This window comes from Pseudomonas sp. VI4.1 (genome assembly GCF_002029345.1).
Classification (GTDB): domain Bacteria; phylum Pseudomonadota; class Gammaproteobacteria; order Pseudomonadales; family Pseudomonadaceae; genus Aquipseudomonas.
This window is the reverse complement of record NZ_MULM01000056.1, coordinates 1-11,049: the sequence shown is the minus strand read 5'-3', so window position 1 is coordinate 11,049 and position 11,049 is coordinate 1. Positions and strand designations below refer to the sequence as shown.

Below are 11,049 nucleotides of genomic sequence, written 5' to 3'. Positions count from 1 at the left end.
CTCGGCGTCTGGGCCTTGCTCGGCGCGGGCTCAACGGGCTGGTTGCGCTCGCCGCGGGCGATGCAAGGTTTCAATCGCTGCATGGCCCTGTTACTGCTGGGATCGACCTGGTTGGGCGTGTTGACCTGAGCACCACCCGTCGACATTTTTCGTTGTTCGATCAATCCGGCACTTGACGGCGGATTCGTTTCTGGTGTCTTCTGAAACCGGTTTCAGTGCCAGGCACGCAAACCTAATAAATCCAATAAAAGGTTTCAGACCGTGAACGATTTTTCCGCCGCCCAACGCAGCCGCGTGACCATGCTCGACGTGGCTGAACATGCCAAGGTTTCCAAGGCCAGCGTCTCGCGGTTCATCGGCGAAGACCGCGCCCTGCTCTCCGATGCGATCGCATTGCGCATCGAGCAGGCAATTGCCGAACTGGGCTACCGCCCGAACCAGATGGCCCGCGGCCTGAAGCGCGGCCGCACGCGCAGATCGGCATGCTGGTGGCCGATATCCGCAACCCTTATTCGATTGCCGTGATGCACGGGGTGGAAACCGCCTGCCGTCAGCATGGCTACAGCCTGGTGGTGTGCAACACCGACCGCGATGACGAGCAGGAACGCCAGCACCTGGCCCTGCTGCGCTCCTACAACATCGAAGGCCTGATCGTGAATACCCTCGGCCACCACCGCGATGAATTGCGCGAGCTGCATCGGGAAATGCCGCTGGTGCTGGTAGACCGTAAAGTCGAGCAACTCGAGAGCGATCTGGTCGGGCTGGACAACCCGGCGGCGGTCGAAATGGCCGTCGCCCACCTTGAAGACCGCGGCTATCGCGACGTGCTGCTGGTCACCGAACCGTTCGACGGCACCAGTTCGCGAATCGAGCGGGTCAGCAGCTTCAGGGCCGCAGATTGCCCAGCGTCCGGCCCTTCGCGGCACCCTGATCGAAACCGGCAGCGGACTGACGGCGCAGCTGAAAACTTTCCTCGATAACCCTGGCCCCGGGCCGAAAGCACTGTTCTGCGCGAACGGTATTGCGGCGCTGGCCAGCACCCATTCACTGCGCGAATTGCAGTGCAACCTGTTCGAGGATGTCGGCCTGATCGCCCTCGATGACCTGGATTGGTACCCGCTGGTGGGCAGCGGCATCACCGCCCTCGCCCAGCCGACGGCAGAGATCGGCGCCAGTGCGTTCGAGTGTTTGCTCAAGCGGTTGCGCGGGGATGACGGGCCGGTGCGGACTGTGGATTTTTCGGCGCGGTTGATTGTAAGGGGGTCGACCAGTGTTCCAACGTGACGACGCCTTCGCTGGCAAGCCAGCTCCTGCACAGGCACCGCGGTCTCCCGTAGGAGCTGGCTTGCCAGCGAAGTCGCCCGAACAATCACCACCGAATTCAATTGAACACCCTTTTTTCGAACAAAAATGAAACCGGTTTCAGAGGTCAATAACAATGAATAAACCACCCGTCTCCATCAGCCTCTCCAGCTACGGCGCCGACCTGGTGCGCCAACGTGGCCAAGGCAGCTTCATCGACATCCTGGCCGCCGCCGCGCCACCCGCATCGAGTGGCGCGAAGAACTGTTGACCGTCGAAGACCCGTTACAGCTGGCCGACGCCACCCGCGCCCAAGGCCTCGAAAGCGTGTATTCCTCGCCGATGGAGCTGTGGCTGGCGGCAGTCGAAACCCAATCCCGAACTGGCCGAGGCCCTGCAACGCGCCCAGGCCTTCGGCGCCAAATGGCTGAAGGTTTCCCTGGGCTATTTCACCGACACCTGCGACCTTCAAACCCTGAATCAACTGCTGGGCAAGAGTACCGTGCAGTTGCTGGTGGAAAACGACCAGACCCTGCACGGCGGGCGCATCGAACCCTTCCAGCGCTTTTTCGCCGCCGTCGAGCAACACCACCTGCCGATCAAAATGACCTTCGACATCGCACTGGCACTGGCAGGACCAGCCGGCCGCCAACGCCGCGCGGCTGCTCGGTCGCCACGTCGGTTATGTGCACTGCAAGGCCGTGTCGCGCCGCGCCGACGGCAAACTGGTCGCTATCCCACCGACCGCCAGCGACCTGCAACTGTGGGAACAACTGCTGCGGCACATGGCCCAAGGTGTGATGCGGGCGGCGGAATATCCGCTGCAAGGCGAGGATTTGCTGCAACTCACCACCGACCACGTCGCGACGCTTGCCCGCCTCGGCCAACACCGCCTGGAGCGCGCTCATGTCTGAATTCGATATCCTGTCGTTTGGCGAAACCATGGCGATGTTCGTTGCCGAGCAGAACGGTGAACTGGCCGAGGTCGGTCATTTCCACAAACGCATTGCCGGCGCCGACAGCAACGTCGCCATCGGGTTGTCGCGTCTGGGGTTCAAGGTGGCGTGGCTGAGCCGCGTCGGTGCCGATTCCCTGGGTCGCTTCGTCGTCGACACCCTGGAGAAAGAAGGCCTGGACTGCAGCAACGTCGCCATCGATAGCGCGCACCCGACCGGTTTTCAGCTCAAGTCTCGCACCGATGATGGCGGCGATCCGGTGGTCGAGTACTTCCGGCGCGGATCGGCGGCGAGTCATTTGTCGCCGCAGTCCGTCATGCCCGAGTTGCTCAAGGCCCGGCACCTGCACGCCACCGGCATTCCCCCCGGCGCTGTCTGCCAGTGCCCGGGAAATGTCCTTTGAATTGATGACCCGCATGCGCGACGCCGGGCGCAGTGTGTCCTTCGACCCGAACCTGCGCCCGAGCCTGTGGGCCAGCACGCAACAGATGATCGGCGAAATCAATCGCCTCGCCGCCCTCGCCCATTGGGTGCTGCCGGGCTTGAGCGAAGGTCGCCTGCTGACCGGTTTCGAAGACCCGGCCGACATCGCGGCGTTTTACCTCGACCAGGGCGCCGAAGCCGTGGCGATCAAGCTGGGGCCGCATGGAGCGTATTACCGCACCCGTCTGGATCAGGGTTTTGTCGCCGGCGTGCCCGTAGCAACGGTGGTCGATACGGTCGGTGCCGGCGACGGGTTTGCCGTCGGCATGATCAGCGCCCTCCTGGAAAACCACAGTTTTGCCGACGCCGTGAAGCGCGCCAACTGGATTGGCAGCCGGGCGGTGCAGAGTCGGGGGGATATGGAGGGGTTGCCTACTCGGTCCGAAATGTCCGTCGAATTCGAGGCCGCCTTCGCGAGCAGGCTCGCTCCCACCGGGGATCTGCAGTGTTCACACAACCCCTGCGGGAGCGGGCTTGCCCGCGAAGAGGCCCGCACAGTCACTGAAAATTTTTAACCCGTTACCTGCTGCGACAAAAACAACAAGCTCAGGAGCACCACCATGAAAACCGCAACCCTCGCCGCCCGCCGCTGGTGGTACATCATGCCCATCGTGTTCATCACCTACAGCCTGGCGTATCTGGACCGCGCCAACTACGGATTCGCCGCCGCCTCCGGCATGGCGGCGGACCTGATGATCACCCCCGGCCTGTCATCCATGCTCGGCGCGCTGTTCTTCCTCGGCTACTTTTTCTTCCAGGTGCCCGGTGCGATCTACGCACAGAAACACAGCGTGAAAAAACTGATTTTCGTCAGCCTGATCCTCTGGGGCAGCCTGGCCACCTTGACCGGGATCGTCTCCAACGCCTACTGGCTGATCGTCATCCGCTTCATGCTCGGCGTGGTCGAAGCCGCGGTCATGCCGGCGATGCTGGTGTACCTGTGCCACTGGTTCACCCGTGCCGAACGCTCGCGCGCCAATACCTTCCTGATCCTCGGCAACCCGGTGACCATGCTCTGGATGTCGGTGGTGTCGGGCTATCTGGTGCAGCATTACAGCTGGCGCTGGATGTTCATCATCGAAGGCTTGCCGGCGGTGCTCTGGGCGTTTATCTGGTGGCGCCTGGCCGATGACCGTCCGGCCCAGGCCAAGTGGCTGACCGACCAGGAAAAACAGGACCTGGAAAGCGCCCTGGCCGCCGAACAGGTGGGCATCAAGGCGGTGAAGAACTACGCTGAAGCCTTCCGCTCGCCCAAAGTGATCATCCTCGCCCTGCAGTTTTTCTGCTGGAGCATCGGCGTCTACGGCTTCGTGCTCTGGTTGCCGTCGATCCTCAAGGCCGGTGCGCAAATGGACATGATCGAGGCCGGCTGGCTGTCGGCGCTGCCGTACCTGGCCGCCGTGATCGGCATGCTGCTGGTGTCCTGGGGCTCGGACAAACTGCAAAAACGTAAACGCTTCGTCTGGCCGCCGCTGCTGATCGCCTCGATTGCGTTCTACGGCTCCTACGCCCTGGGCGCCGAACATTTCTGGTGGTCCTACACCCTGCTGGTGATTGCCGGCGCGTGCATGTACGCGCCTTACGGGCCGTTTTTTGCCATCGTCCCGGAAATCCTTCCCGCCAACGTCGCCGGTGGCGCCATGGCACTGAGCAACAGGCATGGGAGCGCTCGGTTCGTTCGGCGGCTCCTATCTGGTCGGTTACCTGAACAGCTCCACCGGTTCGCCCGGCGCGTCCTACCTGTTGATGAGCGGTGCGCTAATGCTGTCGGTGGTGCTGACGCTTTTCCTCAAGCCCGGCGCCAGTGACCGGGAGCGGCCCGGAGTCGCGCTGACACGCCGTACCGCGGCCCATTCCTGAATCTAGATTGAGATGACCACCATGAAAAAGCAGGTTGTTCTATACAAGAAGCTGTAGCCTGCTGATGGCGCGCCTGCAGGCGCAGGCTGAAGTGACCCTGATCGAAAGCCTCGACGCCAACGGCCTGGCGCAATTGCGCGAAGCCCTGCCCCGGGCTCACGGCTTGCTCGGTGCCAGCCTGAAACTGGATGCCGCGCTGTTGGACCTGGCGCCTCACCTTGAAGCGATCGCCAGCGTTTCCGTGGGCGTCGACAACTACGACATCGATTACCTGACCGAGCGGCGAATCCTGCTCAGCAACACCCCGGACGTGCTCACCGAAACCACCGCCGACACCGGTTTCGCACTGATCCTGGCGACGGCCCGGCGTGTCGTGGAACTGGCCAACGTGGTTCGCGCCGGCGAGTGGACGCGCAATGTCGGCCCTGCGCAGTTCGGCACCGACGTGCACGGCAAGGTCCTGGGTATCATCGGCATGGGGCGCATCGGCGAGGCGCTGGCGCAGCGTGGACACTTTGGTTTTGGCATGCCGGTCATCTACCACAGCCATTCGCCGAAACCGGCGGTGGAACAGCGTTTCGATGCGCAATACCGCAGCTTGCCGGCGCTGTTGCAGCAGGCGGATTTCGTCTGCCTGACGCTGCCGCTGACGGCTGAAACCGAGGGGCTGATTGGCGCCGAACAGTTTGCGCTGATGGGGCCCGAGACGATCTTCATCAACATTTCCCGGGGCAAGGTGGTGGATGAAGCGGCGTTGATCGAGGCATTGCGTGAGGGGCAGATTCGCGCGGCGGGGCTGGATGTGTTCGAGCGCGAGCCGTTGAATCCCGACTCGCCGTTGTTGCAATTGAACAATGTGGTGGCGACGCCGCATATTGGTTCGGCGACCCATGAGACGCGCGAGGCCATGGCTCGTTGTGCGGTGGATAATCTGCTGGCGGCGCTGGCTGGGGAGCGGCCGGCTAATTTGGTGAATGTGCAAGCGTGGAAGGCCTGATGGATCTAGCGTTTATGCGATAGTCTTCGCTGGCAAGCCAGCTCCTACAGGGATCTGCACCGAACACAGATATTGTGTACGCCGTAGATCCCTGTAGGAGCGGGCTTGCCAGCGAAGGGGCCGGCAAACCCGACACACATCTATCAGGCCCGCCGAGCCTCCAGCAGATCCGCCGCACACAGCGCGATCCGCCGACAAGCATCCGCCAGCTTCAGCCGATCCACCACCAACCCGATCCGGATATGCCCCGCCGCACTCGGCCCGAACGCCTCCCCGGCCAGCACCGACACGCCGTATCCCTCCAGCAGCCGCTCGGCGAAGCCCTGGGCGCATAACCCGGTCTGGCGCACATCGACATCACGAACATCCCGCCATCGGGGCGGATCGGCCGCAGCCCCGGACACTCGCCCAGGCTCGCGCACACCAGGTCGCGACGCCGGCGATACTCGTCGCGCATCAACGCCACCTCTGGCAAGTCCTTATCCAGCGCCAATTGCGCCGCGTTCTGAATGAAATCCGGAATGCCGAACAGCATGCACAGCGACAGGTGCTCCAGGTGATCGGCCAGGCGTTTCGGCCCGATCACCCAACCCACTCGCCAGCCGCTCATGGCATGGGATTTGGACAGGCTGTTGATCGTCGCCGTGCGCTCGGCCATCCCCGGCAGGCTAGCCGGGCTAATGTGCTCGCCCTCGTACAACAGGTCGCTGTAGACCTCGTCGCTGATCAACCACAGGTCATGACGAACGCAGAGAGCTGCCAGTTTCTGCCAGATCGGCAGCGATAAACTGGCGCCAGAGGGATTGTTCGGGCTGTTGAGCAAAATCGCCCGGGTTTTAGCCGTAATCCGCGCTGCGACATCCGCCGGGTCGACCCTGAAGCCATTCTCGGGACGCACCGCCACCGGCACCACGGTGGCCCCGATGGCACCAAACACGCCTTCATAGGTGACGTACATCGGTTCGGCGACGATCACTTCATCGCCCGGATCAAGCAGGCATTGCGCCACCGAATATACCGCGCACTGGGCGCCGGGCAACACGATCACATGATCGGCCTCCACCGCCTGACCACTGCGCTGGCGATGACGACGGGCGATGCTGTCACGCAAGCCTCGACTGCCGCGCACCTGGGAATAATGGGTGTCGCCGGCCAACAGGCTGTCGATGGCCGCATGAACGATGGGTAAAGGTGTATCGAAGTCCGGATCGCCGACTGACAACAGCAGTACATCGACGCCCTGTTCGCGCAATTCCAGCGCGCGGTTATGAATGTGCCAGGCCGCGGCGCCTTCACCGGCGATGCGTTGGGTCAAGCCTGAATAGCGCATGTAGTTCTCCAGTCGCGCGAAATCCTGATTCAACCCTATATCAAATCACCAAACGCGCCACCCTGGCAGCTAATTCGCCAGCGCAGCCAGCAGGCGAGCGAGTACCCAGGATTTTTATCCTTGGCTGGGGGATGGCCGAACCGGTCTTTTTCCAGCGGCATCGCTTGCACTGTGCCTCCTGCTGCCCTCGTTCAAAAAGCCCCGCAAATCAAGAAGTTGATTTCCAAAGCTGCGGGCGATGGAATGAAAGGAAAATTCCTACATGCGGAATAGCATCGGCTGACAGCTCTTTCCTCAAAGCCTCTTTAAAGTCCGCACCTGTAATTTGTGACAGGTTCCAAGACGCGCCAATCGCGCTATAACGAAACCGTGCCTACAGCCCCGCCACCGAGGTCTGAAGGACGGCCGCGCGAACCATGCCTTTTAGAAATAGGAAGATTCTGCCGCGCCCACGCCGTCAATGATGATGAATGGGAGATTCAATTATGTACCGTTCCACTACCGACTCAGTCCGGTCATCACCTGCCCGGGCAAGCTTCCAGCCACCGGAGTGCAACCAACCCCAGGCCATCAAGCTCACCGCCAGGGAGAAGGAAGTCTTGCAATGGAGCGCCATTGGAAAATCGTCCTGGGAAATCGCCCAGATAATCGACTGCACCGAGGCCGGTGTGAATTACCACTTTTGTAACATCCGCCGAAAATTCGGCGTGAGATCGCGCTGGATCGCCATGGTCATGGCGCTGGAACAAGGCCTGATCCAATCGTCTTGAACCAGCCCCTCTGCAGCGGTCAGCGTTACATGCCCCTGTAGAGACAATTCATGAATATGGAACACGCCACACGGTTGACCCCGCTGCGCGAAACAGCCTGTGACGATATGCCGGTATCGCACAGGCAACAGCCGGACAAAACACTGCGCATCATCCTCGCCGACGACCACCCCGTGGTACTGCTGGGGGTTGAAATGGCCCTCGGCAACACATTCTCCATTGTCGCCCGAGCCCACGACGCCGATGAGTTGATCGCTCATCTGCATTGCACGCCCTGCGATCTGTTGATCAGCGATTACTCGATGCCCTACGGGCGCTTGCCGGATGGTTTGGCATTAACGGGTTACCTGAAACGCCATTTCGGACAGATACCCTTGATCGTGATGACCATGCTGCGCAACCCTTCCCTGCTGCAGGCGTTGCTTAATTCAGGGGTTCGCGGTCTGTTCGACAAACGCAGCCCCTTGAGCGAGTTGAAGCAGGCGGTATACACGGTGGCAAGAGGGCGTCGATATCTGTGCCCTGCCTTCGGTAGAATCCTCGATGCCCAGGCGTTGCCCTCGTCAGGCATCGCCGAGCCTTTGGTCAGCCTTTCCCAGCGCGAGCTGGAAGTGGTGCGGTTGTTCGTGCAGGGGCTGTCCGGACGACAGATTGCCGCGCAACTGAACCGCAGCGAGAAAACCATCAGCCGACAAAAACGTACCGCCATGGACAAGTTGGGACTTGGCCATGACGGTGGGTTGGTGGAGTTTGCGCGGGTGAGCGGGTTGAGATACTGAAGGTCCTGATAAGGGTTAACGGAATCAGAAGGAAGTGTACCGGAACAGCCGGGACGCTTCGAGATTATCCGACTCGTTTAGTAGCCGGCCTCACTTAAATCTATCTTTAGTTTTGCGTACATCTATTGCTATTTGTTGTGTCGCACCATGGAATCCCGTATACGGATCAACACCTCCTCTATCCAGGTAGTCTCGCTGGTAGACGGGCCCCAACTTGTCGTACTGCTTTTTGCTGAGTGGATTAGGCGCCCGTCTTGCTCGAGGTTCGTTTGGACTCGCTCTAGAGGGCCCTGCGTTTGTTGCAGGAGGAACAGGAGGTGCAGTCGACGCAGCTCGAGACGCTTTGGGTTCCGCGAACGTGACCGTTTTTGAAGAAGAACCGGTAGAAGAAGGTGTCGGTCCAAGACGTGATACGCTATCAGAATTTAGGCTAGGATCAACTGATGGCGTAACTCTCGTTGCTGACGTATGGGGTTGACCATTTACCAACCAACCGCTTAGAGAATCATCAACACTATTTACCACAGCGCGCGCGCCCTTTGGGGCAACAACGCCCACAGTTGCCTGACTAGTTTGACTCCCCCCGGTGACAACGCGCCCCTTGTTCGAAACAGTTTTGAACAATTTTCCAAACGGCATATGTCCCGTCTCATCCGTATATTTAATGGGATTGCCCAACACATACGTATACGCATTCAACCCCCCCACCCCAAACGGACTCCAGCTATCCGGACTGTTAAACCTCATCAACAACGGACTAAACGCCCGATACCCATTCCCCAGTAAATAACCGCCGGTGTGCGCCTCCCGCAATTCACCGTTGTACCCCAGATGAGTACTTGCCGGGTGTTCGCCACTGCGATGACCGTAGGCCGAATAAGCGAAGTCATTGTCCGTGCCGGACCCTGCTTCACGCAGCACGCTGTTCTTGTCATCGCCGGCCAGCATCAAGACTTTGGGCCAGCACCTTCCTGATGCTCGGCGAGCACCCTGCCGTCGGCTTGCATGAATGTGCTGCTGTTGGAGCCCTGCTGCAGTGTGTGAATCTCACCGTCCCGGTAAAAACGGCGCTGTTGATCGGTACCGCTGCTCTGGCTGGCAAGCACATCCAGAGGATCGTAGGTGTAACCACTCGGCGTTTCACCAGGCAGCCCGCTGACACTGATCAAACGGCCCAGGTCGTCATACCCGAGTGTGCGCCCTGCTTCATCGCTCACCATATCGCCGTCGTCGTTGTAAACCAGCTTGATTTCCTTGGGTAGGTAATCTTCATGATCATTGAGCACAGTACTCAACTGCGTGGGATCCAGCGGGTTGTCATAGGAATATTCGGCAAAGTTGGTGCCATCAGGAGAAGTGGTTTGCACCTGTATCAGGTTATCCAGTTCGTCGAAGATGAAAATCTGCATATCGATAGGTTTGTTGTAAGGGTCCAGAGGTTGTTGCGTGCCCGTGCAGATGTACAATTGAAGACGCCCGCGAGCGTCGTAGTCATAGGTTTCGTCGCGCAAGACTGTCTCGCCTTCGGTCAAGGCGCGGTGGATCAATTGATCGACGACGTTGTAAGCCTGGCTCAGTTGTTGCGTTCTACCCTCGCCAAAATCGAACTCGCGTAATATTTCGCGCCCCTGATCGTCGTACGTCAACTTGATCTTCAGGCTCAGTGGGCCGTCCGTGGTTTCGATACGCTCGGTCTGGCCTTGGGCGTTGTAGGCGAACGTGGCAGCGGTAGTGCCCAATCTCGTGCCCATCAACTGGCCGCTGGATTTTTTGTAGTCATAGACTTGATCCTGTTCAAGTACGTCAACGTACTTCAACAGTCGGGCTTGCCTGCTGTAGTGATATTCCATCGTGGCTGGCTCGTGGCCTGGCTGTTCCCGGGTTTCGCTCCTTATCTCCCCGGTGGAGTAGTACGTGCGAGAAAGTTTCAACCCGCTTTCTTCACTCCAGTCCAGGCGGGCGTTTTGCAGATCGTAGTTGTAGGTTGCAGCAATGCCCGCCGCACTGCCTGCGATACTGGCGGTGCTACGTTTAGTCGGCTCCTCACCCAAGGCCGGCACATATTCGTAGTCGACTTCCACGAGCGATGGGCGCTTGACTTTACAGGGTTGAGTCTCGCCCGGTTTGAAACCATAGACAGTGACACGGCCCCCGGTGATCGATTTGATCATACGATCGAGACCGTCGAACGCTTGCTGGCCCAACTCTTTCGCGTTGACGCCTATCCAGATGGGCAGGTCCTCGCTGCTATGAGGTGCATAACGACGTTCAACCACGGCCCCATCTGGCAAGGTGCTCTCGACCATGCGGTCAAAAACGTCATACACATAGGCTGTCTTGTAGCCCAGGGCATCGAACTCATGGGCCGTACGCCCCAGGCCATCATAGTGATAGCGGTGCTCGCTGTACGGCTCGGCTAGCGGGTCGCTCGGTTCGTCGCCTTGCTTGTAACGCTTGACGTTGTCGGGCTTGTCAAACAGGTTGTTGTGGGTGACGGTCTTGCCCATGCCCTCGATCCAGGTCGTGGTGGTCTGTGTGATCGGGTCGCTGACCTCGTGCTCCTCGACCCCGT

At 60.1% G+C, this 11,049-nt stretch carries 3 protein-coding genes and 8 pseudogenes; 8 read left to right on the top strand and 3 right to left on the bottom strand.

Annotated elements, in window-relative coordinates:
- The 6 pseudogenes from BZ163_RS35235 to BZ163_RS01360 all read left to right on the top strand — a co-directional run.
- Positions 1–129, top strand: a pseudogene (locus BZ163_RS35235) (LysE family translocator); the annotation flags it as partial.
- Between the two features lie 132 nt (positions 130–261).
- Positions 262–1,284: pseudogene (locus BZ163_RS01380) on the top strand (LacI family DNA-binding transcriptional regulator).
- A gap of 154 nt (positions 1,285–1,438) precedes the next feature.
- Positions 1,439–2,216, top strand: a pseudogene (locus BZ163_RS01375) (sugar phosphate isomerase/epimerase family protein).
- A pseudogene (locus BZ163_RS01370) lies at positions 2,209–3,256 on the top strand (sugar kinase). The pseudogenes BZ163_RS01375 and BZ163_RS01370 overlap by 8 nt, the downstream one beginning before the upstream one ends.
- Positions 3,257–3,301: 45 nt before the next feature.
- A pseudogene (locus BZ163_RS01365) lies at positions 3,302–4,601 on the top strand (MFS transporter).
- A gap of 21 nt (positions 4,602–4,622) precedes the next feature.
- A pseudogene (locus BZ163_RS01360) lies at positions 4,623–5,598 on the top strand (NAD(P)-dependent oxidoreductase).
- A gap of 143 nt (positions 5,599–5,741) precedes the next feature.
- Here the strand turns inward: BZ163_RS01360 and BZ163_RS01355 are convergent.
- Positions 5,742–6,928: pseudogene (locus tag BZ163_RS01355) on the bottom strand (pyridoxal phosphate-dependent aminotransferase).
- Positions 6,929–7,413: 485 nt separating this feature from the next.
- Here BZ163_RS01355 and BZ163_RS01350 point away from each other — a divergent pair.
- Complete coding sequence (locus tag BZ163_RS01350) at positions 7,414–7,698, top strand: LuxR family transcriptional regulator (RefSeq protein WP_128869494.1); 285 nt, start codon at positions 7,414–7,416, stop codon at positions 7,696–7,698.
- Positions 7,699–7,748: 50 nt separating this feature from the next.
- On the top strand, positions 7,749–8,477 hold the full coding sequence (locus tag BZ163_RS01345; protein ID WP_128869493.1) for a response regulator transcription factor: 729 nt from the start codon (positions 7,749–7,751) through the stop codon (positions 8,475–8,477).
- Between the two features lie 90 nt (positions 8,478–8,567).
- Here the strand turns inward: BZ163_RS01345 and BZ163_RS01340 are convergent, their stop codons facing one another.
- Both BZ163_RS01340 and BZ163_RS01335 read right to left on the bottom strand, forming a co-directional pair.
- Positions 8,568–9,425, bottom strand: a complete 858-nt coding sequence (locus tag BZ163_RS01340) for an RHS repeat-associated core domain-containing protein (RefSeq protein WP_143510990.1) — start codon at positions 9,423–9,425, stop codon at positions 8,568–8,570.
- Positions 9,425–11,049: pseudogene (locus BZ163_RS01335) on the bottom strand (RHS repeat domain-containing protein); the annotation flags it as partial. The gene BZ163_RS01340 and the pseudogene BZ163_RS01335, both read right to left, overlap by 1 nt.

What these genes read in the sequence shown, in the direction of transcription:
- BZ163_RS01350 (WP_128869494.1), top strand. Translation starts at nt 7,414, where the DNA reads ATGTACCGTTCCACTACCGACTCAGTCCGGTCATCACCTGCCCGGGCA.
- BZ163_RS01345 (WP_128869493.1), top strand. Translation starts at nt 7,749, where the DNA reads ATGAATATGGAACACGCCACACGGTTGACCCCGCTGCGCGAAACAGCC.
- BZ163_RS01340 (WP_143510990.1), bottom strand. Translation starts at nt 9,425, where the DNA reads ATGCTGGCCGGCGATGACAAGAACAGCGTGCTGCGTGAAGCAGGGTCC.